This is a genomic window from Streptomyces sp. NPDC054956, assembly GCF_053609185.1.
Genome location: NZ_JBSGXB010000097.1, coordinates 1 through 23,194 on the forward strand (window position 1 = coordinate 1; position 23,194 = coordinate 23,194).

20 protein-coding genes are annotated in these 23,194 nt (G+C 70.6%); 3 read left to right on the forward strand and 17 right to left on the reverse strand.

The window, feature by feature from the left end:
- Window positions 1-49: 49 nt before the first annotated feature.
- The 15 genes from ACWGDE_RS17465 to pgsA all read right to left on the reverse strand — a co-directional run bounded on the left by ACWGDE_RS17465 (window position 50) and on the right by pgsA (window position 15,242).
- Window positions 50-2,473, reverse strand: coding sequence for a RelA/SpoT family protein (locus ACWGDE_RS17465; RefSeq protein WP_453389860.1), 2,424 nt, complete (start codon window positions 2,471-2,473; stop codon window positions 50-52).
- A gap of 316 nt (window positions 2,474-2,789) precedes the next feature.
- Complete coding sequence (locus tag ACWGDE_RS17470; RefSeq protein ID WP_453389861.1) at window positions 2,790-3,344, reverse strand: adenine phosphoribosyltransferase; 555 nt, start codon at window positions 3,342-3,344, stop codon at window positions 2,790-2,792.
- Window positions 3,341-4,396: a protein translocase subunit SecF gene (gene secF, locus ACWGDE_RS17475; protein WP_453389862.1), complete on the reverse strand. Its 1,056-nt coding sequence runs from the start codon at window positions 4,394-4,396 to the stop codon at window positions 3,341-3,343. The genes ACWGDE_RS17470 and secF overlap by 4 nt, the downstream gene beginning before the upstream one ends.
- Before the next feature lie 3 nt (window positions 4,397-4,399).
- A complete protein-coding gene (secD, locus tag ACWGDE_RS17480) occupies window positions 4,400-6,181 on the reverse strand; it encodes a protein translocase subunit SecD (protein ID WP_453389863.1) in 1,782 nt (593 codons plus the stop codon).
- Between the two features lie 153 nt (window positions 6,182-6,334).
- Window positions 6,335-6,787: a preprotein translocase subunit YajC gene (gene yajC, locus ACWGDE_RS17485; RefSeq protein ID WP_453389864.1), complete on the reverse strand. Its 453-nt coding sequence runs from the start codon at window positions 6,785-6,787 to the stop codon at window positions 6,335-6,337.
- 166 nt (window positions 6,788-6,953) lie between these two features.
- On the reverse strand, window positions 6,954-8,015 hold the full coding sequence (ruvB, locus tag ACWGDE_RS17490; RefSeq protein WP_453389865.1) for a Holliday junction branch migration DNA helicase RuvB: 1,062 nt from the start codon (window positions 8,013-8,015) through the stop codon (window positions 6,954-6,956).
- Window positions 8,016-8,118: 103 nt separating this feature from the next.
- Complete coding sequence (ruvA, locus tag ACWGDE_RS17495; protein ID WP_453389866.1) at window positions 8,119-8,751, reverse strand: Holliday junction branch migration protein RuvA; 633 nt, start codon at window positions 8,749-8,751, stop codon at window positions 8,119-8,121.
- Window positions 8,748-9,284 carry a crossover junction endodeoxyribonuclease RuvC gene (gene ruvC, locus ACWGDE_RS17500; protein WP_453389867.1) on the reverse strand — a complete coding sequence of 179 codons (537 nt, stop codon included), beginning with the start codon at window positions 9,282-9,284 and terminating at the stop codon, window positions 8,748-8,750. The genes ruvA and ruvC overlap by 4 nt, the downstream gene beginning before the upstream one ends.
- Before the next feature lie 129 nt (window positions 9,285-9,413).
- Window positions 9,414-10,166 carry a YebC/PmpR family DNA-binding transcriptional regulator gene (locus tag ACWGDE_RS17505; protein ID WP_453389868.1) on the reverse strand — a complete coding sequence of 251 codons (753 nt, stop codon included), beginning with the start codon at window positions 10,164-10,166 and terminating at the stop codon, window positions 9,414-9,416.
- Between the two features lie 57 nt (window positions 10,167-10,223).
- Window positions 10,224-10,817, reverse strand: a complete 594-nt coding sequence (pdxT, locus tag ACWGDE_RS17510; protein ID WP_384663631.1) for a pyridoxal 5'-phosphate synthase glutaminase subunit PdxT — start codon at window positions 10,815-10,817, stop codon at window positions 10,224-10,226.
- Between the two features lie 8 nt (window positions 10,818-10,825).
- Window positions 10,826-11,743 carry a pyridoxal 5'-phosphate synthase lyase subunit PdxS gene (gene pdxS, locus ACWGDE_RS17515; RefSeq protein WP_214948181.1) on the reverse strand — a complete coding sequence of 306 codons (918 nt, stop codon included), beginning with the start codon at window positions 11,741-11,743 and terminating at the stop codon, window positions 10,826-10,828.
- A 132-nt stretch (window positions 11,744-11,875) separates the two neighbouring features.
- Entirely contained in the window at window positions 11,876-12,415 is a 540-nt protein-coding gene (locus ACWGDE_RS17520; protein WP_453389869.1) for a hypothetical protein, read from the reverse strand.
- A gap of 87 nt (window positions 12,416-12,502) precedes the next feature.
- Window positions 12,503-13,666 (reverse strand): glycosyltransferase family 4 protein, encoded by a 1,164-nt coding sequence (locus ACWGDE_RS17525; RefSeq protein WP_453389870.1) that lies wholly within the window; start codon window positions 13,664-13,666, stop codon window positions 12,503-12,505.
- The gene (locus ACWGDE_RS17530; protein WP_453389871.1) at window positions 13,663-14,568 is read right to left on the reverse strand and encodes a phosphatidylinositol mannoside acyltransferase; all 906 of its coding nucleotides are present in this window, start codon (window positions 14,566-14,568) and stop codon (window positions 13,663-13,665) included. Before ACWGDE_RS17530 ends, ACWGDE_RS17525 begins: the two co-directional genes overlap by 4 nt.
- A complete protein-coding gene (pgsA, locus tag ACWGDE_RS17535; RefSeq protein WP_453389872.1) occupies window positions 14,568-15,242 on the reverse strand; it encodes a phosphatidylinositol phosphate synthase in 675 nt (224 codons plus the stop codon). Before pgsA ends, ACWGDE_RS17530 begins: the two co-directional genes overlap by 1 nt.
- Before the next feature lie 245 nt (window positions 15,243-15,487).
- Here pgsA and ACWGDE_RS17540 point away from each other — a divergent pair, with 245 nt between their 5' ends.
- Complete coding sequence (locus ACWGDE_RS17540; RefSeq protein ID WP_453389873.1) at window positions 15,488-17,701, forward strand: elongation factor G-like protein EF-G2; 2,214 nt, start codon at window positions 15,488-15,490, stop codon at window positions 17,699-17,701.
- A gap of 221 nt (window positions 17,702-17,922) precedes the next feature.
- Window positions 17,923-19,593: a hypothetical protein gene (locus ACWGDE_RS17545; protein WP_453389874.1), complete on the forward strand. Its 1,671-nt coding sequence runs from the start codon at window positions 17,923-17,925 to the stop codon at window positions 19,591-19,593.
- 60 nt (window positions 19,594-19,653) lie between these two features.
- Here the strand turns inward: ACWGDE_RS17545 and ACWGDE_RS17550 are convergent, their stop codons facing one another.
- Window positions 19,654-20,214, reverse strand: coding sequence for an HIT family protein (locus tag ACWGDE_RS17550; protein WP_453389875.1), 561 nt, complete (start codon window positions 20,212-20,214; stop codon window positions 19,654-19,656).
- A 67-nt stretch (window positions 20,215-20,281) separates the two neighbouring features.
- Between ACWGDE_RS17550 and ACWGDE_RS17555 the strand changes: the two genes are divergently transcribed.
- Window positions 20,282-20,947, forward strand: a complete 666-nt coding sequence (locus ACWGDE_RS17555) for a potassium channel family protein (RefSeq protein WP_453389876.1) — start codon at window positions 20,282-20,284, stop codon at window positions 20,945-20,947.
- 38 nt (window positions 20,948-20,985) lie between these two features.
- Here ACWGDE_RS17555 and thrS read toward each other — a convergent pair whose 3' ends face one another.
- Window positions 20,986-22,962 carry a threonine--tRNA ligase gene (thrS, locus tag ACWGDE_RS17560; protein ID WP_453389877.1) on the reverse strand — a complete coding sequence of 659 codons (1,977 nt, stop codon included), beginning with the start codon at window positions 22,960-22,962 and terminating at the stop codon, window positions 20,986-20,988.
- Window positions 22,963-23,194 lie beyond the last annotated feature (232 nt).

Genomic DNA, 23,194 nt, shown 5'->3' on the forward strand with positions numbered 1-23,194 from the left:
CCACCCCGAGGGGGTGGCGCCCACCGTCACGTCCGGGCCGCGGCGTTCCCTACGGCCTGCGGGCCGAGGTCACGCGGTAGACGTCGTAGACGCCCTCGACGCCCCGTACGGCCTTCAGGACGTGCCCCAGGTGCTTCGGGTCGCCCATCTCGAAGGTGAACCGGGAGGTGGCCACCCGGTCGCGGGAGGTCTGCACGGCCGCCGAGAGGATGTTGACGTGCTGGTCCGACAGGACGCGCGTGACGTCGGAGAGCAGCCGGGACCGGTCCAGCGCCTCGACCTGGATGGCGACCAGGAAGACGGAGGACTGGGTGGGCGCCCACTCGACCTCGAGCATCCGCTCGGGCTGCTGGGAGAGCGAGTCGACGTTGACGCAGTCCGCGCGGTGAACCGATACGCCGCTGCCCCGCGTGACGAACCCGATGATCGGGTCGCCCGGCACCGGGGTGCAGCAGCGGGCCAGCTTGACCCACACGTCCTCGACGCCCTTGACGACCACGCCGGGGTCGGCGTTGCCGCGTCGCGAGCTCCGGCCGCGGGCCGGCGGGATGCTGTCCTCGATGTCCTCGTTGGCCGCGTCCTCGCCGCCGAGGGCCTGCACCAGCTTCTGGACGACGTTCTGCGCGGTGACGTGGCCCTCGCCGATCGCCGCGTAGAGCGAGGAGATGTCGGGGTAGCGCATCTCGTGCGCGAGCGTGACGAGCGAGTCGCCGGTCAGGATGCGCTGGATCGGCAGGTTCTGCTTGCGCATGGCCCGCGCGATGGCGTCCTTGCCGTGCTCGATGGCCTCGTCGCGGCGCTCCTTGGAGAACCAGGCGCGGATCTTGTTCCGGGCTCTCGGGGACTTGACGAAGCCCAGCCAGTCCCGGGACGGACCGGCGCCCTCGGCCTTGGAGGTGAAGACCTCGACGAGATCGCCGTTGTCGAGCGTGGACTCCAGCGGGACGAGGCGGCCGTTGACCCTGGCCCCTATGGTCCGGTGGCCGACCTCGGTGTGGACGGCGTACGCGAAGTCCACGGGGGTGGCCCCGGCCGGCAGCGCTATGACGTCGCCCTTGGGCGTGAAGACGAAGACCTCGTTGCGCGAGAGGTCGAAGCGCAGCGAGTCGAGGAACTCGCTCGGGTCCTCGGTCTCCTTCTGCCAGTCCAGCAGCTGGCGCAGCCAGGCCATGTCGTTGACCGTGTCGTGCCCGGCACTGCCCTTGGCGGCCTGGGGCACGTCGGTGCGCACCTTCGAGGTGCCGGCGACGGTCTGCTGCTTGTACTTCCAGTGCGCGGCGATGCCGTACTCGGCGCGGCGGTGCATGTCGAAGGTGCGGATCTGCAGTTCGACGGGCTTGCCGCTGGGTCCGATGACCGTCGTGTGCAGCGACTGGTACATGTTGAACTTGGGCATCGCGATGTAGTCCTTGAACCGGCCGGGGACCGGATTCCATCGCGCGTGCACGGTGCCGAGGGCGGCGTAGCAGTCCCGGACGGTGTCGACCAGGACGCGGATGCCGACCAGGTCGTAGATCTCGGCGAAGTCGCGGCCCCGCACGATCATCTTCTGGTAGACGCTGTAGTAGTGCTTCGGCCGCCCCGTGACGGTCGCCTTGATGCGGGCGGCCCGCAGGTCGGCCTGCACCTCGTCGGTGACGACGGTGAGGTACTCGTCCCGCTTGGGCGCCCGCTCGGCCACCAGACGCACGATCTCGTCGTACATCTTGGGGTAGAGGATCGCGAAGGCGAGGTCCTCCAGCTCCCACTTGATGGTGTTCATGCCCAGCCGGTGCGCGAGCGGGGCGTAGATCTCGAGGGTCTCGCGGGCCTTCTTCTCCTGCTTCTCCCGCTTGAGGTAGCGCATGGTGCGCATGTTGTGCAGGCGGTCGGCGAGCTTGATGACCAGGACACGGGGGTCCTTGGCCATGGCGACGACCATCTTGCGGACGGTCTCGGCCTGGGCCGCCTCGCCGAACTTGACCCGGTCGAGCTTGGTGACGCCGTCGACGAGCAGGGCGACCGCGTCGCCGAAGTCGCGCCGCAGGTCCTCCAGCCCGTACTCGGTGTCCTCGACGGTGTCGTGCAGCAGCCCGGCCATCAGCGTGGCCGGGTCCATGCCGAGCTCGGCGAGGATCGTCGTCACCGCGAGCGGGTGGGTGATGTACGGGTCGCCGCTCTTGCGCTTCTGCCCGCGGTGCCAGCGCTCGGCGACCTGGTAGGCCTGCTCGAGCTGGCGCAGCGTCGACGTCTCGATCTTCGGGTCGTTGCTGCGGACTATGCGGAGCAGCGGTTCGAGGACCGGGTTGTACGGGTTGGAGCGCTGCACGCCGAGGCGCGCCAGACGGGCGCGCACCCGGTTGGAGGACCCGGCCGACTTCGCGGGCACGGGCTTGACCGGCGGGGCCGGCGGGGGCGTGGCGGCGGGCGCCGCGGCCGGCTCGGCCTGCGGGTCGGGCTGCGCGGCGGAGACTGGCTGGACCTCGTCTGGCAAGAGCGCTCCTCAAAGCGTGTCCGGTGCCCCGGTCAGGTCCGGATAACCCATGGTAGCGAGGGTTCCGCCACCCCGTTCCCCGAGCCCACGCCTCGGGCACTGCGACATGACCCCAGCCCGGCCGGCACCATCCAGCCCCGCCGGCACCTTCCAGCCCGGCCGGCACCATCCAGCCCCGCCGGCGTTTGAGGCGCGGGGTCTGGGGCGGAGCCCCGGGGAACGGTGGAAGGGCGGGTAGGGGAAATCTGCCCCGCACAGGCCGAAGCGGGCGTGCTCCGGGATGTCCCGGTGCACGCCCGCTTCGTACGCAGCGTCGTCAGACCACGATCAGCGCGTCCAGCGGAGCCCCCGCGAGGGGTTCTGCGAGCCGCTCACGCCCGGGCAGGAACGACAGTTCCATCAGGACCGCCACCCCCGCGACCTCCGCACCCGCCCGCCGGATCAGCTCCAGCGAGGCCCCGGCGGTACCACCGGTGGCGAGGACGTCGTCGATGACCATGACCCGGTCCCCGGCGTCCAGCGCCTCAGCGTGGATCTCGATCTCCGCGGAGCCGTACTCCAGGTCGTAGGACTGCAGGAGCGTCGCCCCCGGCAGCTTCCCGGCCTTGCGCACCGGCACGAAGCCGATGCCTGCCTGCACGGCCACCGGGGCCGCGAGGATGAATCCCCGCGCCTCCAGTCCGACGATCTTCGTCGCACCGTACGTCCGGGCCAGCTCCACCAGCGCGTCCGTCAGGGCGCCGAACGCCTTCGGGTCGGCCAGCAGCGGGGTGATGTCCTTGAACATCACGCCCGGCTTCGGGTAGTCCGCGACGTCCGTGATCCGGCTGAGCAGCAGGTCCCGTACGTCGGAGGAGAGCTCCGCGGTCACCGGCGCCGTCCCGAACGGCCCTGGGCCACCACCTGCGGCCCGTCCTCGGTCCCGGCGCCGTCCTGGGGCGCCTCGCCCTTGGTGTCGCCGGCCGCCCGCTTCGCGAGCACCCGCTTCTTCAGCGCCTTCATCGCCGGCTCGCGCTCCTTCAGGTCCACGACCAGCGGGGTCGCGATGAAGATCGACGAGTAGGCACCGGCCGCGAGGCCGACGAAGAGCGACAGCGAGATGTCGTTCAGCATGCCGGCGCCCAGGAAGCCGCCGCCGATGAAGAGCAGCGCGCCGACCGGGAGCAGCGCCACGACGGTGGTGTTGATCGAGCGGACCAGCGTGCCGTTGATGCTGCGGTTGGCGATCTCGCTGAACGTCCAGCGGGTCTGCTTGGTGATGTCCTTCGAGCCCTCCTTGAGACCGTCGAAGACGACGACGGTGTCGTAGAGGGAGTAACCGAGGATGGTCAGCAGACCGATGACCGTACCCGGGGTGACCTCGAAGCCGACCAGCGCGTAGACGCCGACCGTGATCGTGAGGTCGTGGATCAGCGCGATGAGCGCCGCGATGGCCATCCGCCACTCGAAGGCGATCGCGAGGTAGATCACCACGAGGACCATGAAGACGCCGAGGCCGGTCCAGGCCTTGTTGGCGATCTGCTCGCCCCAGCTGGGGCCGACGAGGTCCGCGTTGATCTGACCCGCGTCGACCTTCAGGTCGGCGGCGAGCTTGGTCTTCACCTCGGCCGCGGAGTCGGTGTCCAGACCCGAGATCTGGATGCGCAGGCCGCCGGTGCCGAGCTTCTGGACGATCGCGTCGTGGCCGGAGGCCTTCTCCGCGTCCTCACGGGCCTGGGTCTCCGAGACGGACGTCTTCGGGGTGGTGAAGACGGCACCGCCCTTGAACTCGATGCCCATGTTGAGGCCCTGAACGGCCAGGGCCACGATCGCCGTGATGGTGATCAGGATGGAAACGCCGTACCAGACGAAGCGCTTGCCGACGAAGTCGTAGCCGACCTCACCCCGGTACAGCTTGGCGCCGAGATCTCCGAGCTTCGACATCTCTCACGCCTCCTTTGCGTCGACGGGAACGGAGACGGTCGCGGCGGCCGCGCCGGAACCGGTGCGGCGCGAGCGTCGCAGCGGCGGCTTCGCGCCCAGTCGCTTCGGGTCCAGACCGGACCACGGGTGACCGCTGGCGAAGAACTTCGTACGGGCCAGCAGCGTCATGACGGGCTTGGTGAAGAGGAACACCACGACCACGTCGAGCAGGGTCGTCAGACCCAGGGTGAAGGCGAAGCCCTGCACCTTGCCGACGGTGACGATGAAGAGGACCGCGGCGGCCAGGAACGACACGAAGTCGGAGACCAGGATCGTGCGGCGGGCGCGGGGCCAGGCACGCTCCACGGCGGGCTGCAGGCTGCGGCCCTCGCGGATCTCGTCGCGGATGCGTTCGAAGTACACGATGAAGGAGTCGGCGGTGATGCCGATCGCGACGATCGCACCGCAGACGGCGGGCAGGTTCAGCGCGAAGCCGATGCCCTTACCGAGCAGCGCCATGATCGTGTAGGTCAGGATGCCGGAGACGATGAGGCTGATGATGGCGACGAACGCCAGGCCCCGGTAGTACGCCAGCAGGTAGATCACGACGAGCGCGAGGCCGATGGCACCGGCGATGAGGCCGGCCTTCAGCTGCTCGCCACCGAGCGCGGCGGTGACGGTGGTGACGCTGTCCTCCTGGAAGGACAGCGGCAGGGCGCCGTACGAGAGCATGTTGCCCAGGTCCTGAGCGGACTGCTGGGTGAAGCCGCCGGAGATCTCCGCGTTGCCGCCGGTCAGCGCCTGGCTGACGGACGGGTCGGAGATGACCTCGCCGTCGAGCACGATCGCGAACTGGTTCTGCGGGGACTGCTTGGCCGCCAGCTCACCGGTGATCTTGGCGAACTTGTCGGCGCCCTTGTCGGTGAACTGCATCGTGACGATCCACATGCCGCGCTGCGGGTCGATGACGCCCTTGGCGTCCTTCACGTCCTGGCCGTTGACCTGCGCCGGACCGAGGACCCACTTGCCCCAGGTGTTGCCGCGCTTGCCACAGGCGAGCGTGGGCTCCTCGGGCTTGACGTTCTTGCCGACGGCGGCGCGCTGCGCCTCGTTGCTGCAGTCCAGCGCGGCGAACTTCGCCTGCAGGTCGGCCGCGGCCGCCTGGTCGGCGCTCGGCGCGGACGGCGACGCGGAGGGGGCGGCCTTGTCGTCTGCCTTCTTCGACTCGCTCGCCGAGGGCGAGGGAGAGGGGGCGTTCGGGGCCTTGAGGGCCTCACCGATCGCGCGGCCCTGGGAAGTGGCGCTGGACGACGGGGTGGGCGCACCGGCCGGCGGGGAGCCGCTGGCGGAGGGGCTCGGGGAACCACTCGCGTTGGCCTCGGGGGCGACGGGGGCACCGTCGGCCACCGCGAGCACCGGGCGGAAGTAGAGCTGGGCGGTGGTACCGACCTGCTCGCGCGCCTGCTGCTCGTTCGTCCCCTTGGGGATGTTCACGATGATGTGGTCTTTGCCCTGCGTCTGAACCTCTGCCTCGGACACACCGAGACCGTTGACGCGGCGTTCGATGATGCCGACCGCCGTGTTCATGTTGGTCTCGTTGATCGCGTCCGGCTTGCCGGGCTCGCTCTTGGCCTTGAGCGTGATGCTCGTACCGCCGGCGAGGTCGATGCCGAGGCGCGGAGTCGTCTGCTTCGTGAGGAACATCCCCGCGGTGAGCGCCACCATCGCGATCAGGATGATGGCCAGGGAACGCCCCGGCCTCCCCTGAGCCCCCGTGGGCCGCCGGCCCTTCTTCGGTGCTGCCACCTTGTCGTATCTCCCTGTCCAACCGTCCTGCGCCGGGTCAGCGCGCGGACGGCCACGAAATGTGTGTGGGGACCCCTGCCCCCCGCAGAAGTTTCACAGGCGGGGACCGCGTGGGCCGCCGGTCAGGCGCCCTGTGCGGTCCCCGGCCGGGCGCTACTTCGCGCCGGCCTCGCCGTCGGCCTTGCCGTCCTTCGGCTCGTCGCCCTCGGGCTCGTCGGCCTTGGGCTCGTCCTTCTTGCCGAGGTCGAGCTTGGGGGCCTGGTCCTCGGTGAGGGAGGACGCGTCGTCCGGGACGACCGGCGTGTCGATGGTCAGATCATCGGTGATGCCGTGGACGATGCGGTTGTACTCCTCGTCCTCGAGGACGGCGCCGATCGCGTTCTTCGCGTAGATCGCGTGGACGCCGGGAGCCACCTCGAGGGTGACCGTGTCCTCGCCGATCTCCTTCACCGTGGCGTACATGCCGCCGATGGTGCGCACGCCGGAGCCGGGAGCCATCTGGTCGCGCATCTGCACGGCCTGCTGCTGCTTCTTCTTCTGGCTGCGGGTCAGCAGGAACATCGCCCCGATGATCAGCAAGAACGGGAGGAGAGAGAGGATATTCAAGGGACGCAGGTCCTTCGCATCGACCGCTCGAGTGGGCGGCCTTTTCTACGGGGGGTGGGTACGCCGACCGTAAGGGTCGGCATCGGCGGAGTCTAGGCGAGTCCGCACCGATGGAACAACGCCCAGCATGTCACCGCAGTTCCTGGTGGGGCCATCGTCCTCGCCGTCAGGCCCTGAACAAGCCTTGTTGTCCGCTTGATCCACTGGCAGGTTGCTGCGGCGGGACAAGTCCCAGGTGAGCCCATGCGGCCGGGGTCGCGACCCGCCCCCGGGGCGTCCTGGCCAGAAGTCCTTCCCTGACGAGGAACGGCTCGGCCACCTCTTCGACGGTCTCCCGCTCCTCCCCGACGGCCACGGCGAGCGTCGACAGGCCCACCGGCCCGCCGCCGAAGAGCTTCAGCAGCGCCTCCAGTACGGCCCGGTCGAGGCGGTCGAGCCCGCGCCCGTCGACCTCGTAGACCTGCAGGGCCGTCCCGGCGACCTCACGGTTGATCACACCGTCGGCCCTGACCTGGGCGTAGTCGCGCACGCGGCGCAGCAGCCGGTTGGCGATGCGCGGGGTGCCGCGGGAACGTCCGGCGATCTCGGCGGCGCCGGCGGTGTCGATCTCCACGTCGAGGAGGCGAGCGGAGCGGTGGATGACTCGTTCCAGCTCCTCCGGGGCGTAGAACTCCATGTGCCCGGTGAAGCCGAAGCGGTCGCGCAGCGGCGGGGGCAGCAGGCCGGCCCGGGTGGTGGCGCCGACCAGGGTGAAGGGGGGCAGCTCCAGCGGAATGGCGGTCGCTCCGGGCCCCTTGCCCACGATCACGTCGACGCGGAAGTCCTCCATGGCCATGTACAGCATCTCCTCGGCGGGCCGGGACATGCGGTGGATCTCGTCGAGGAAGAGGACCTCGCCCTCCTGGAGGGAGGAGAGGATCGCGGCGAGGTCGCCGGCGTGCTGGATGGCGGGGCCGGAGGTGATCCGGATGGGCGCGCCCATCTCGGCCGCGATGATCATCGACAGCGTGGTCTTGCCGAGGCCGGGCGCGCCGGAGAGCAGCACGTGGTCGGCGGTGGCGCCGCGCTGGCGGGCCGCCTTCAGCACCAGGTCCAGCTGCTGGCGGACCTTCTCCTGGCCGACGAACTCGCCGAGGTCCTTGGGCCGCAGGGCCGCCTCGACGGCGGTGTCCTCGCCGTCCGCCGCCGCCGCGACGATCCGGTCGTCGCTCTCGTCATCCCAGTTCACGGTGTCAGTCTGCCTTCTCGGTCGTGCGGAAAATCCGGCCCCTCCGGCGTTTGAGGAGCGGGGGTCCGGGGGCTGGCCCCCGGCAACGGCGCCGCACCGGCGCTCAGCGGGCCCGGTTCAGGGACTGGAGAGCGGCGCGCAGGAGCTGCGGGACGGGGGCGGAACCGCCGGCGGCGATCGCGGCTTCGGCCTGCGGGGTCACCGCGGAGACCGCCTCCTCCGCGTCCCGGGAGGCGTACCCGAGCCCGATCAGCGCGGCGGAGAGCTGCTCCGACCACGGCGCCGGGCCGGAGGCCGCCGCGCGCTGCGCGCCGACCATCCCGCTGGAGCCGAGCGGCGCGCCCAGCTTGTCCTTCAGGTCGAGCAGCAGCTTCTGCGCGCCCTTCTTCCCGATGCCGGAGACGGCCATCAGCGCCTTCTCGTCCCCCGTGGACACCGCGAGCCGCAGCGCGTCCGGGCTGTGCACCCCGAGCATGGCCTGCGCGAGCTTCGGCCCGACCCCGCTCGCGGTCTGCAACAGCTCGAAGACCTGCCGCTCGTCGTCGTCGGCGAACCCGTACAGCGTGAGCGAGTCCTCGCGCACGACCAGGGAGGTGGCCAGCCGGGCCGTCTCCCCCGTCCGCAGGCCGGCGATGGTGTTCGGCGTGCAGTGCACCGCCATGCCCACTCCCCCGACCTCGATCACGGCCAGGGTGGGGGCGAGCGCGGCGACCGGGCCGCTGACGAAGGCGATCATGAGGTGCGGCCTTTCAGGGCGGTGACGTGCTGGGCGACCGCCTGCTGGAGGCGGTTCTGCGCGGGGGCGCGCCAGATGTGGCAGATGGCGAGGGCCAGGGCGTCCGCGGCGTCGGCGGGCTTGGGCGGGGCGGAGAGCCGCAGCAGCCGGGTCACCATGGCCCCGACCTGCGCCTTGTCGGCGCGGCCGCTGCCGGTGACGGCTGCCTTGACCTCGCTCGGGGTGTGCAGGGCGACCGGTATCCCCCGCCGCGCGGCGCACAGCATGGCGACGGCGCTGGCCTGGGCGGTGCCCATCACCGTGCTGACGTTGTGCTGGCTGAACACCCGCTCCACGGCGACGACTTCGGGCCGGTGCTCGTCGAGCCACTGCTCGATGCCCTGCTCGATCGCGACGAGCCGGTGGCCCAACTCCGCGTCCGCGGGCGTGCGTACGACTCCGACGCCCAGCATCGTCAGGGGGCGGCCGGCCACCCCTTCGACGACGCCGACACCACATCGGGTCAGCCCCGGGTCAACGCCGAGTACCCGCACCCGCCACCCCTCTTTCGATCGCCTGTACGCACACACGTGCAGCTACGCAGGCTATCGGGTGCCACTGACAAAGCAGCGGGCCGACGGGGTGTGTCCCCGTCGGCCCGCTGCGCGGTGCTGTGAAGCCGGTCAGGCGTCGACCTTCTCCATGACCTCGTCCGAGACGTCGAAGTTGGCGAAGACGTTCTGCACGTCGTCGCTGTCCTCGAGCGCGTCGATCAGCTTGAAGATCTTGCGCGCGCCCTCTTCGTCCAGCTCGACCTGCATGGTCGGCAGGAAGTTGGAGTCGGCCGAGTCGTAGTCGATGCCGGCGGTCTGGAGCGCGGTACGGACCGCGACCATGTCGGTGGCCTCGCTGATGATCTCGAACTGCTCGCCGAGGTCGTTGACCTCTTCGGCACCCGCCTCGAGCACCGTCTCCAGGACGTCGTCCTCGGAGAGCTCGCCCTTGGGCAGCAGGACGACACCCTTGCGGTTGAACAGGTACGAGACCGAGCCCGGGTCGGCCATCGAACCGCCGTTGCGGGTCATGGCGACGCGCACGTCGGACGCGGCACGGTTGCGGTTGTCGGTGAGGCACTCGATGAGCACCGCGACACCGTTGGGGCCGTAGCCTTCGTACATGATCGTCTCGTAGTCGGCGCCGCCGGCCTCGAGGCCGCCGCCGCGCTTGACCGCGGAGTCGATGTTCTTGTTCGGGACCGAGCTCTTCTTGGCCTTCTGGATGGCGTCGAAGAGGGTCGGGTTGCCGTCGACGTCGGCACCGCCCATACGGGCCGCGACCTCGATGTTCTTGATCAGCTTCGCGAAGAGCTTGCCGCGCTTGGCGTCAACCACGGCCTTCTTGTGCTTCGTCGTAGCCCATTTAGAGTGGCCGGACATCTGCCTGTCTCCTTCGCGTCACCAACAATGTTCGCCTCAGATCCTACCGGGACACCGTCAGAGCCCCGCGCGCACCATGTCGACGAAGTACGCGTGGACCCGGTCGTCACCGGTCAGCTCGGGGTGGAACGAGGTCGCGAGCACGTTGCCCTGCCGTACGGCGACGGTGTGTCCGTCGTACGTGGCGAGCACCTCGGCGGCGGCGCCGACGGACTCGACCCAGGGAGCGCGGATGAAGACGCCCTCCACGGGGCCGCCCTCTATGCCGGCGAAGTCGACCTGGGCCTCGAAGGACTCGTTCTGCCGGCCGAAGGCGTTGCGGCGCACGATCATGTCGATGCCGCCCAGGGTCTCCTGGTCGTCACGGCCGTCCAGGAGCTTGTCGGCGAGCATGATCATGCCGGCGCAGGTGCCGTAGACCGGCATCCCGGCCCGCACGCGCTCGCGCAGCGGCTCCAGCATGCCGAACAGCACGGCGAGCTTCGACATGGTCGTGGACTCGCCGCCGGGGATCACCAGGGCGTCGACCTCGGCGAGCTCCTCGGGACGCCGGACCGGCCTGGCCACGGCGTCAGCCGAGGCCAGGGCGATCAGGTGCTCCCGTACGTCGCCCTGGAGCGCCAGGACACCGATCACGGGGGTGTTCGTCATGGCAGTGACTACCAGCCGCGGTTGGCGTAGCGCTCGGACTCGGGGAGGGTGTCGCAGTTGATGCCGACCATGGCCTCGCCCAGGTTGCGGGACGCGTCCGCGATGATCTTCGGGTCGTCGTAGAAGGTGGTGGCCTTCACGATGGCGGCGGCGCGCTTGGCCGGGTCGCCGGACTTGAAGATGCCGGAGCCGACGAAGACGCCCTCGGCACCGAGCTGGCGCATCAGCGCGGCGTCGGCCGGGGTGGCGACGCCACCGGCGGAGAACAGCACGACCGGGAGCTTGCCGAGCTCGGCGACTTCCTTGACCAGCTCGTACGGCGCGCGCAGCTCCTTGGCGGCGGCGAACAGCTCGTTGTTGTCGTAGCCGCGCAGGCGGGCGATCTCGTTCTTGATCTGGCGCAGGTGGCGGACGGCCTCGACGACGTTGCCGGTACCGGCCTCGCCCTTCGAGCGGATCATGGCCGCGCCCTCGGCGATGCGGCGCAGGGCCTCGCCCAGGTTGGTGGCACCGCAGACGAAGGGGGTGGTGAACGCCCACTTGTCGGAGTGGTTGACCTCGTCGGCCGGGGTCAGGACCTCGGACTCGTCGATGTAGTCGACGCCGAGGGACTGGAGCACCTGGGCCTCGACGAAGTGGCCGATGCGGGACTTCGCCATGACCGGGATGGAGACGGCCTCGATGATCTCTTCGATCATGTTGGGGTCGGACATCCGGGCGACGCCGCCGTCCTTGCGGATGTCGGCGGGAACCCGCTCCAGGGCCATGACGGCCACGGCGCCGGCGTCCTCGGCGATCTTCGCCTGCTCGGCGTTGACCACGTCCATGATCACACCGCCCTTGAGCTGCTCGGCCATGCCGCGCTTGACGCGGGACGTGCCGATCGCGGACTCAGCGGACTGCGGGGTGGTGGGAAGCGTGCTCACGGATTGACCTCACTCGAAAGGAAGATTCAGGTGGTACCGGTGGTACTCGACCGAGGAAACCCTCTCGACCAGTCCACTGCAAGGGCCAATGTGCAGCCGGTGGCTCCTGCGCATTTGGCCATTGGGTACAAGTTACGGCCGTTCCGCGAGATCCACCGGAGGCTCGTCGTCCATCTCGAAGGCCAGCGGGAAGGGCGCGTGGCCCGCCAGCCGGAACCAGCGGACCTTGCGGTGCCGGCGCAGGGCGCGGGCCGCCCGTACGGCGTCGTTGTGGAACCGGCGCGCCATGGGCACCCGGCGGACCGCCGCGGCGAGCTCCTCGGTGGCCTCCGCCCCGCCCGGGGCGGCCTTCAGCACCTCGACCTGCTCCGCGTCGGCGAACACCGCGCGCAGGGCCTGGCTGAGCTCGCTCTCGGCGACCTCCCGGTGCTCCTCCTCGGCCTGCCGGGCCGCGTGCGCGGCCTCGTACAGCACGATGGCGGAGGCCGGGTCGAGCACCCCGGAGGTGGCGACCTCGATCACCACGGAGGCCCGCCGCACGAGCTGCGCGTCGAGCGCGGCCCGCGCCGCGTCCATCCGGGTGTGCAACCGGTCGAGCCGCCCGGCGGTCCAGCTGAGGTAGACACCGACCGCGGCGAGCGCCACGCCGATCCAGACAAGGTTTTCGATCACGCTGCGCGACCCTACCGCTCCCCGCGGCCCGGTCCCTCATCCCCCTGGCCCGTGGCCCGTGGCCCGGCAAGATCCGGAAGAGACGGCCTACGCCTCGCGCGAGAAGCCCAGCCGGGTCCGCAGCGGAACCCGCTCGTCCTCGGCGACCGCGGCCGCGCCGTCCGTCACCGTTTCGTAGACCGCCAGGATGTCCGCGCCGACCGTCGACCAGTCGAAGCGGCGTACGTGTGCCGAGCCGCGTGCGCTCAGTTCCTTGCGCCGCGCCGGGTCGCGCAGGAGGGCGATCGCCGAGCGCGCCAGGGAATCGGGGTCCTCGTTGGAGAAGAGCTCCCCCGCTCCGCCCTGGTCCAGGACCTGCGCGAAGGCGTCCAGGTCGGCGGCGAGTACCGCCGCGCCCGCCGAGAGCGCCTCGACCAGGATGATGCCGAAGCTCTCGCCGCCCGTGTTCGGGGCCACGTACACGTCGACGCTGCGCAGCAGCCGCGCCTTGTCCTCGTCGGAGACCATCCCGAGGAACTCGACCCGGGCGCGGAGCTCGGGCGGCAGGGAGGCGACCGCCTCCTCCTCGTCGCCGCGGCCCGCCACGAGGAGCCGTACGTCCGGGCAGGCTTCCACGATCTTCGGGAAGGCCGCCATCAGCACGGGCAGGCCCTTGCGCGGTTCGTCGATGCGGCCGATGAAGCCGAGGGTCTGGCCGGACCAGTCCGGGTTCGGGTCGGCCTTGGCGAAGAAGTCCACGTCCACGCCGTTGGGGATGACCACGGCATCGCCGCCGAGGTGCTCGACCAGCGTGCGCCGCGCGTACTCGCTCACCGCGATCCGCGCGCTGATCTTCTCCAGGGCCGGCTGGAGGATCGGGTACGCCGCCAGCATGGCCCGGGAGCGCGGGTTGGAGGTGTGGAAGGTGGCCACGATCGGCCCCTGCGCCGCCCAGCAGGTCAGCAGGCCCAGGGACGGCGAGGTCGGCTCGTGGATGTGGACCACGTCGAAGACCCCGTCGTGCAGCCAGCGCCGTACCCGGGCCGCCGAGAGGAAGCCGAAGTTCAGCCGGGCCACGGACCCGTTGTAGGGCACCGGCACCGCCCGCCCCGCCGAGACCACGTACGGGGGCAGCGGGGTCTCGTCGTCCGCCGGGGCCAGTACCGACACCTGGTGGCCGAGGCGGATCAGGTGTTCCGCCAGGTCCCGGATGTGGAACTGGACGCCGCCCGGTACGTCCCACGAGTAGGGGCACACGATGCCGATCTTCACGCGGAGCGCTCCTCCAGGTCGTCGAGCCACAGGCGCTGGAGCATGTGCCAGTCCTGCGGGTGTTCCGCGATCCCCTGGGCGAAGGCGTCGGCGAGGGCCTGCGTCATGGCGTTCGTCTTCTCCTGCCGGGTGCCCTTCTCGGGGACCTCCACCGGGGAGTGGATCCGGCCGTACATCTTGGGGGCGTCGCCGTAGTAGAGCGTGGCGGGCAGCAGCACGGCGCCCGTCTGCTGCGCCAGCAGGGCCGGTCCGGCCGGCATGCGCGCGGTCGAACCGAAGAAGTCCACTTCCACGCCGGACGCCGACAGGTCGCGGTCGGCGACCAGGCAGACCAGGCCGCCCGAGCGCAGCCGGCGCGCGAGCGTGCCGAAGGCGGCGCCGCCGTTGTGCGGGAGGACCTCCATGCCCAGGCTCTCGCGGTAGGCGACGAAGCGGTCGTAGAGGGTTTCCGGCTTGAGGCGTTCGGCGACCGTGGTGAACGGGACGCCGATGTGGGTGACGGCCCAGGCGCCGGCGAGGTCCCAGTTGGCCAGGTGCGGCAGGGCGACCACGACTCCGCGACCGGAGGCCAGGGCCTCGCGCAGGATGTGGTCGTCCTTCATGGCCACGTCGGAGCTGAATCGTTCCTTGGCCATCGTCGGCAGCCGGAAGGACTCCATCCAGTACCGCATGTACGAGCGCATGCCCGCGTGCGAGAGCTCGCGCAGCCGCTCCGGTCCCGCGTCGGGCACCACCCGGGCCAGGTTCGACTCCAGCCGCAGCACGCTCTTGCCGCGCCGCTTCCACGCGAAGTCCGCGATCCGCCGGCCGAGGGCCGCCGCCGCCGGTTCGGGCAGCTTCTTGACCCCGGCCCAGCCGAGCCCGTACAGCCCGTCGACCAGCTTGTCCTGCGCCTTGCCCATCAGGCCGTGCCGCTCTCGGAAGGGGTGGCGGCCGCGGCCGCGGCGTCGGCTTCCGCCGACTCGCGCCGTACGGTCACCACGCGCTGGATCAGCGTGACGAGCGAGCCCGCCGCGACCACCCACAGGGCGATCGGCAGGAGCAGCCCGATCCACGAGGGCACCCCGAAGGTCTCCAGCCCGGACAGGCCGGCGGCGACGAGCGTGATCACGAGCCGTTCGGCGCGCTCGATGAGCCCGTTCACGGCCACGGGCAGCCCGATCGATTCGCCGCGGGCCTTGGTGTACGAGACCACCTGCCCGCTGGCCAGGCAGAAGATCGCGACGGCGCACAGGGCGTTGTTGTTCCCGGAGCCCGCGTACCAGAGCGCGAGCCCGCCGAAGATCGCCGCGTCCGCCACCCGGTCGAGCGTGGAGTCGAGGAACGCGCCCCACCGGCTGGAGACGCCGGCCTGGCGGGCCATGTTCCCGTCCACCAGGTCGGAGAAGACGAAGAGCGTGATGGTGATCGTGCCCCAGAAGAACTCGCCCATGGGGAAGAAGACCAGCGCTCCCGCCACCACTCCGGCCGTGCCGATGAGGGTGACCGCGTCGGGACTCACTCCCAGCCGGAGCAGAAGAGCGGCGAATGGCGTGAGAACACGCGTGAAGAATGCACGCGCGTACTTGTTCAGCATGGCCTTCCCGGAGGGTCGCTGGGCCGCACGGCCACTGCGGCCACCGGCTGGCCCATCGTAGCCAGCACCTCGCCCCGTCAACGCCACGCACCCACCGGTTCACACCACGTAAGCCGTTCTTCGGCCTCCGGGAGCCCGCCGGCGCCCCTCGGGGACCGGCTCCGGTACGACGTATGGACGCCGTGTGACGGCAGTGCAAAGCTCGAAGAGCCCCATTTCCCCTCCAACCGGGAGGCACGAACACCATGGGAGCCACATCACACCAAGCCGGAGCCGCCGGCAGGGCACTTACGGCCGACCGGCCCACCTCCGTACGGAACGTCGTGCTGGTCGGCCACAGCGGATCCGGCAAGACCACCCTGGTCGAGGCCCTGGCCCTGACCGCCGGCGCCGTCAACCGGGCCGGCCGCGTCGAGGACGGCGCCACCGTCTCCGACTACGACGAGATCGAGCAGCGGCGCCGGCGCTCGATCCAGCTCTCCCTGGTCCCCGTGGAGTGGGCCGGCATCAAGATCAACATCCTGGACACCCCCGGGTACGCCGATTTCGTCGGAGAGCTCCGGGCCGGGCTGCGCGCCGCCGACGCCGCCCTCTTCGTCGTCTCCGCCGCCGAGGACGGCGACGGGATGTCCGGCGCCACCCGCATGGTCTGGGACGAATGCGCCGCCGTGGGCATGCCGCGCGCCATCGTCGTCACCCACCTGGAAGCGGCCCGCGCCGACTACACCCAGATGACCGCGGTCTGCGGCGCGGCCTTCGGCGCCGACGACCCCGACGCCGTCCGCCCGCTCTACCTCCCCCTGCACGCCCCCGCCGGACCCGACGGGCACGCCCCGGTCGCCGGACTGCTCGGCCTGCTCTCCCAGCGCGTCTACGACTACTCCTCCGGCGACCGCGTCGAACGCGATCCGGACCCCGCCGAGCTGGACCTCATCACGGAGGCCCGCGCCCGCCTGATCGAGGGGATCATCGCCGAGAGCGAGGACGAGACCCTCATGGACCGCTACCTCGGCGGCGAGGACATCGACCTCAAGACCCTCGTCGACGACCTGGAGCGGGCCGTCGCCCGCGGCACCTTCCACCCCGTCCTGATGGCCGCCCCCGCCGCCGACGGCGCCCGCAAGGGCCTGGGCACCGTGGAACTCCTGGAACTGATCACCGGCGGCTTCCCCACGCCCCTGGAGCGCGCCCCCGTCGCCGTGACCGCCCCCGACGGCTCCCCCCGCCCCGCGGTCACCTGCGACCCCGACGGGCCGCTCCTGGCCGAGGTGGTCAAAACCTCCTCCGACCCCTACGTCGGCCGCGTCTCCCTCGTCCGCGTCTTCTCGGGCACCCTGCGCCCGGAGGAGACCGTGCACGTCAGCGGGCACGGGCTGGCCGACCGCGGACACGAGGACCACGACGTGGACGAGCGGGTCGGCGCCCTGACCTCCCCGTTCGGCAAACAGCAGCGCACCCTCTCCCAGTGCATCGCCGGCGATCTGGCCTGCGTGGCCAAACTCACCCGCGCCGAGACCGGCGACACCCTCTCCGGCAAGGACCGGCCCCTCCTGATGGAGGCCTGGTCCATGCCCGACCCGCTGCTCCCCCTCGCCATCGAGGCCCACAGCAAGGCCGACGAGGACAAGCTCTCCCAGGGCCTGGCCCGGCTCGTCGCCGAAGACCCCACCATGCGGCTCGAACAGAACCCGCACACCCGCCAGCTCGTCCTGTGGAGCCTCGGCGAAGCCCACCAGGACCTCGCCCTCGAACGGCTGCGCACCCGCTACGGGGTCCAGGTCGATCCCGTCCCCCACAAGGTCAGCCTCCGCGAGACCTTCGGCGCCAAGGCCGCCGGCCGCGGCCGGCACGTCAAACAGTCCGGCGGCCACGGCCAGTTCGCCATCTGCGAGATCGAGGTCGAGCCGCTGGCGCCCGGCAGCGGCGTCGAGTTCGTCGACAAGGTCGTCGGCGGAGCCGTCCCCCGCCAGTTCATCCCCTCCGTGGAGAAGGGCGTCCGCGCGCAGGCCGCCAAGGGGGTCGCGGCCGGCTATCCGCTGGTCGACGTGCGCATCACGCTGCTGGACGGCAAGGCCCACTCGGTGGACTCCTCCGACGCCGCCTTCCAGACCGCCGGCGCCCTCGCCCTGCGCGAAGCCGCCGCCGAGGCCTCCATCCACCTCCTCGAACCGGTCGCCGAGCTCGCCGTCCTCGTCCCCGACGAGTTCGTCGGCCCCGTCATGAGCGACCTCGCGGGCCGCCGCGGCCGCGTCATCGGCTCCGACCGGGCCGGCCCCGGCCGCACCCGGGTCCTCGCCGAGATCCCCGAGATCGAGATCGGCCGGTACGCCGTCGAACTGCGCTCCGTGTCGCACGGCACGGGCCTGTTCAGCCGGACGTACGCCCGCCACGAACCGATGCCGCCGCAGATAGCGGACAAGCTACGTGAACAGGCAGAGAAAGGGAGTCAACTGACATAGCGTCACTCCGGCCGCCCACCCAACCCGCTTGCGGTGGGCGGCATTTGCCTGTCCCATGACCATGGGGAGCAATCCGCCGATAAGCTCATCGGCGCGGTGAAGCGGGTAGAACGACGGGGAGAGCGGATACACCGCCCACGGCGGCCGGCCCCGCGGGCGGCCTCGGGGCGGCCTCGCGGACGGACCGCACAAGAGCACGACGCACAGCGATGGGGGCAGCGGTGGCGGACGACGGATTCGACTTCAGGCCGGGAGCGCAGATTCCGCTCCAGGGCGGCGGCGGACAGACCGCGGCGACCAACGCCCTCGCCTCCGCCGCCTACCGGGACGGCGGGCGCGACACCAAGCTGGCCGAGATACTCAAGGCCAACAACGAGTACCACGAGTCCGTCGTCAAACCCGGCAAGATCTCCCTCTTCGAACCCAACCTCGGCGAGGCCTTCTGCCGCGCCGTCGAGGCCCGCACCCTCCCGCCCACGCGCAAGCCCCTCATCCAGTCCTTCGGCGCCGACCCGCAGACCGTCGTGGAGCACTGCCTGGCCGCCTCCCGCATCCGCAAGGAGCGCGACCGCAAACTCCGCTGGATCATGCTCGTCTGCGGGGTCGTGTTCCTCCCCGGCCTGCTCCTGTGGCTCGGCCTCTTCTGGGGCCGCAAGACGCTGGCCGCCTCCGAGGGCAAGCACTCCTCCTGGATGGGCACCGCGCTCCTCGTCGGCGTCGGCGTGGTGGTCGCCGTCCTCATGTTCCGGCTGCCGGTGACCGGCGTCCTCGGCCTCTACGTCCGCGCCATGGTCATCGCTCCCGCCCTCGGCTGGTTCTTCGCCCGCCGGCTCTGCGAGGCCACGGCCGAGGACATGCGCTCGCGCTGGGACGGCCTGCTCGCCGGCGGCGGCGGGGTCGCCGCCAAGATCCCCGAGGCCGTGCCGGGCAACCCCGACGAGAAGGCCCGCGAGGACCTGCGCCACTCGCTGGCCAAGCTCACCGCCGAGGACCGCAGCAACTCCGTCTTCTACGCCGGCCCCAAGGGCATACTCGGCATGGGGACCCGCTGGGGCAGCTGGCAGATGGCCGAGGAGCTCGTCCCCAAGACCGAGGGCGCCGAGATCCACCCCTTCCGCAGCTGGGACGTCATACGCGCGATCGACACCCAGCTGCGCAAGCTGGAGCGCGGCCCGCTGCACACCGGGGGCCTCCCGCCCGCCTCGATCCAGCACTGGATCGTCACCCCGGTCGGCGAGGGCGCCAAGGAGGTCGCCCGCCCCTCCGGAGCGGACGTGGACACCTTCCTGGTCAAGCCGCACGAGATCACCCGGATCTGCAACGAGCAGCAGTTCAGCGCCGGCAACCGGCACTACCTCGGCATCCAGTACCCGCTCTGGGACGGCCAGCTCGTGATCACCATGCTGGTCACGGTCACCGTGCTCTACAAGACCCTGCGCGTGGAGGTCACCGGGCACGCGCTCGGTCCGGTCGCAGGGCTGTTCACCACGAAATCGGCGGCGCCGGTGGACGAGGTCGCCAAGTCCATACGCTTCTGGGAAACCGTGGAGCTCAAGCGGCCCGTGGTCGACACGAGCGAGGTCGTACGCCTCACCGTGCGGGCCCCGCTCACCTGGTACCCGCCGCTCCTGGACTACCTCGGCGGCAAGCTCGTCCTCCCCGAACCCTTCGGCGTCCGCCACGTCTGGGCCGGCCAGCCGTGGCGCCACCGCTTCATGGCGGACGACGCGATGCGCGCCGCGACCCCGGTGCTGCGGGCGGTGCACGCCGCCGCGATGCGGGTCCTGGACGAGAACGGCGTGGACACCGACCGGTTCACCAACCGCTCGTCGATCGTCAGCGGCCTGATCCAGGACGCCGCCCCCCGCAAGGCGGACGTCTACGACGCGTGAACCGCCGCGCGAAAGGCAGTGCCGCCGCCCACGTCGGGGCGGCGGCATCCCGCGTACGGGCTAGTCGTTCGGCCAGGCGTCCGCGAGCATCTGGCGGGTGTCGGCGAGGAGTTGGGGCAGCACCTTGGTGTGGCCCACGACCGGCATGAAGTTCGTGTCCCCGCCCCAGCGCGGCACGATGTGCTGGTGCAGGTGCGCGGCGATGCCCGCCCCCGCGGCCTGGCCCTGGTTCATCCCGATGTTGAACCCGTGCGCCCCGGAAGCCTTGCGCAGCGCGATCATCGCCCGCTTCGTGAGGTCCGCGAGCTCGACTGTCTCGGCGGTGTCCAGGTCCGTGTAGTCGGCGACGTGCCGGTAGGGGACGACCATCAGGTGGCCGCCGTTGTACGGGTACAGGTTCAGCACGGCGTAGACGTGCCTGCCCCGCGCCACGACCAGCCCGTCCTGGTCGGACATCTCCGGAATCCCGCAGAAGGGACAGCCGTCCCCGGCCTCCGGCCCGGTCGGCTTGTTCTCCCCCTGGATGTAGGCCATCCGGTGGGGCGTCCACAGACGCTGGAACGCGTCCTGCGTGCCCACACCGATCTGCTGCTCCGGCTCAATCGTCATGTGATGCAGCATATGACCTTGCCCCCGCACGGCGTGTCGCCGGGGCGAAGACCAGCGCCGGGGCCGCGATGCTGACCCCATGCACGCTGCACCCGAGACCCGCGACGAAGCCTGGGAACGCCGGACCGAACTGCCGCTGCTCTACGCGTCCCTGATCTTCCTCGCCGGCTACGCCGTCGCCGTGCTCGCCCACCGGGCCCACCCCCTTTGGCGGGACACCGGCCTCGTCCTGGTCGCGCTGACCTGGTCCTGCTTCGTCGTGGACTACCTGGCCCGCCTGTCCCTGAGCGGGATGCGGCCCCTGCGCTTCGTCCGCGTGCACTGGCTGGACACCCTGGTCGTCCTGCTGCCCATGCTCCGGCCGCTGCGCATGGTCAAGGTCAACACCGCGATCGAGGCCAGGGGCAACAGCCCGCGCCTCGGGCTGTACGCGCGGGTGATGACGTACGCGGGCCTGTCGGCGAGCCTGCTCGGCTTCGCGGGGGCCCTCGGCGTCTACCACTTCGAGCGGAGGGCCCCGGGCTCCACGATCCGCACCTTCGGGGACGCGGTCTGGTGGGTCTGCGAGACCCTGACGACGGTCGGGTACGGGGACATGGCCCCGGTGACCCCGGCGGGCCGGGTCATCGCGGCGGGCCTGATGGCGTGCGGGCTGGCGCTGCTGGGCGCGGTGACGGGCTCGTTCTCGTCCTGGATGCTCCAGGCCTTCCGCCGGGAGGACGAGGGCGGGCCCCCGGGGAACTGATCTCCCCGGGGGCCCGCTTCCTCGACGCCCTGTACCGCTCAGACCTGGACGCGGTCCTGGACGACCTTGACCAGCTTGGCCAGGGCCTCGTCCTTGGCGATGCCGTTCTCCTGCGAACCGTCGCGGTAGCGGAAGGAGACGGTGCCCGCGGCCATGTCCTCGTCACCGACGATGATCATGAAGGGAACCTTCAGCTTCTGCTGGTTGCGGATCTTCTTCTGCATGCGGTCGGAGGACGCGTCCACCTCGACGCGCAGGCCCTTCTTCTTCGCCTCGGCGGCGAACTCCTGCAGGTACTCGACGTGCGAGTCGCCGATCGGGATGCCGACGGCCTGGACCGGGGCGAGCCACGGCGGCATGACGCCCGCGTAGTGCTCCAGCAGCACGGCGAAGAACCGCTCGATGGAACCGAACAGCGCACGGTGGATCATGACCGGCCGCTGCTTGGTGCCGTCCGGGCCGGTGTACTCCAGGTTGAAGCGCTCCGGCAGGTTGAAGTCGAGCTGGACGGTCGACATCTGCCAGGTGCGGCCGATCGCGTCACGGCACTGCACCGAGATCTTGGGGCCGTAGAACGCGGCGCCGCCCGGGTCCGGGACCAGCGGGAGACCCTGCTTCTCGGCGACCTGCTGGAGGGTGGCGGTGGCCTCCTCCCAGATCTCGTCCGAGCCGACGAACTTCTCCGGGTCCTTGGTCGACAGCTCCAGGTAGAAGTCGGTCAGACCGTAGTCGCGGAGCAGGTTCAGCACGAAGGTCAGCGTGCGGTCGAGCTCCTCCGCCATCTGCTCCTTGGTGCAGTAGATGTGCGCGTCGTCCTGGGTGAAACCGCGCGAGCGGGTCAGGCCGTGCACGACGCCCGACTTCTCGTACCGGTACACGGTGCCGAACTCGAAGAGGCGCAGCGGCAGTTCACGGTAGGAGCGGCCGCGCGCGTCGAAGATCAGGTTGTGCATCGGGCAGTTCATGGGCTTGAGGTAGTAGTCGGTACCACCGTCGAGCTGCATGGGGGGGTACATGCCCTCCGCGTACCAGTCCAGGTGGCCGCTCTTCTCGAAGAGGGTGCCCTTGGTGGCGTGCGGGGTGTAGACGAACTCGTAGCCCTCTTCCTCGTGCCGCTTGCGCGAGTAGTCCTCCATGGTGCGGCGGATGACGCCGCCCCGCGGGTGGAAGACGGCCAGACCGGAGCCGATCTCGTCCTGTACGGAGAACAGGTCGAGCTCGACGCCGAGCTTGCGGTGGTCGCGCTTCTCGGCCTCCACGAGGAAGTCGAGGTGGGCCTTCAGCTCCTCCTTCGACGGCCACGCGGTGCCGTAGATGCGCTGGAGCATCGGGTTCTTCTCGCTGCCGCGCCAGTAGGCGGCGGCGTTGCGCATGAGCTTGAACGCGGGGATGTTGCGGGTGGTGGGCAGGTGGGGACCGCGGCAGAGGTCCTTCCAGCACAGGTCGCCGGTCTTCGCGTCGAAGTTGTCGTAGATGGTCAGCTCGCCGCCGCCCACCTCGACGTTCGCGCCGTCGTCGGTCGAGGCCGAACCCTTGATACCGATGAGCTCCAGCTTGTACGGCTCGTTCGCGAGCTCCTCGCGGGCCGCCTCGTCGGTGACGACGCGGCGGGCGAAGCGCTGGCCGCGCTTCTGGATCTCCTGCATCTTCTTCTCGATGGCCTTGAGGTCATCGGGGGTGAAGGGCTTGGCGACGTCGAAGTCGTAGTAGAAGCCGTCGCGGACCGGCGGGCCGATGCCCAGCTTGGCCTCGGGGAAGAGCTCCTGCACGGCCTGCGCCATGACGTGGGCGGTCGAGTGGCGCAGGATGTCCAGGCCGTCCGGGGAGGAGATCTCCACCGGCTCGACGGTCTCGCCGTCCTTCACCTCGTACGCGAGGTCCTTCAGCTCTCCTGCGATGCGCGCGGCGACGATGGTGCGCTCGCCGGCGAAGAGCTCCGCCGCCGTAGTGCCCGTGGCCACCACGCGCTCGTCCCGCTCGGAATCGCGTTGGATGATCACACGGACGTCTGACACCGGTCTCTCCTGACTCAGGGGGTGCGCGAGCGAACACTGCGCGCCTGAATCGTACCGAGCGGAGTGGCCGCGCCGCTAAACGGTTAGGACGGCCCCCGCCGTGACCGGCTGCGAGCCCGCGGGCTGCTGCCCTGCGGGGCTCGTCCCCTACCCGCCCTTCCACCGTTCCCCGGGCTCCGCCCGGACCCGGAAAGATCGCCTCAAACGCCGGCGGGGCTGGATAGATCCAGCC